Raw genomic sequence first — 355 nt, 5'->3', positions numbered from 1 at the left:
CATAGTTCCCGCGTTCTAGCTGTTTAGCTACCTTTGTCGCATAATCAATTGGTTTCACATATTTCATCGACATGCGGTACCCAAAGAAAACGATAATGATAATTGCCGAGCCAAGACAAAAGGCTAAGGCAAGCCAAAGCTGGCCGTCAATTTCATTTAAAGGCTCGTATGACGCATGGAGAAATAAATAACCCACCGGTTCGTTTTGTTTTAAGATCGGGACAGCATAATGGAAAAGCGCATCCTTCTCATCGTCAATAACGACCCCTTTTGTTTGGAGACGTTCATTGTTTAGTGTGTTTTGAATGACGGCCTTTTGTTCTGCTTGACCCGTTGTATGTATGATCTTCCCCTT

1 pseudogene is annotated in these 355 nt (G+C 42.5%); it reads right to left on the bottom strand.

Going from position 1 to position 355, the window contains the following annotated elements:
* A pseudogene (locus tag ACM615_RS24210) lies at nucleotides 1-355 on the bottom strand (hypothetical protein); the annotation flags it as partial.

This window comes from Rahnella sp. PAMC25617 (genome assembly GCF_050606005.1).
GTDB lineage: Bacteria > Pseudomonadota > Gammaproteobacteria > Enterobacterales > Enterobacteriaceae > Rahnella > Rahnella variigena.
This window is presented reverse-complemented; position numbering and strand designations above follow the sequence as displayed.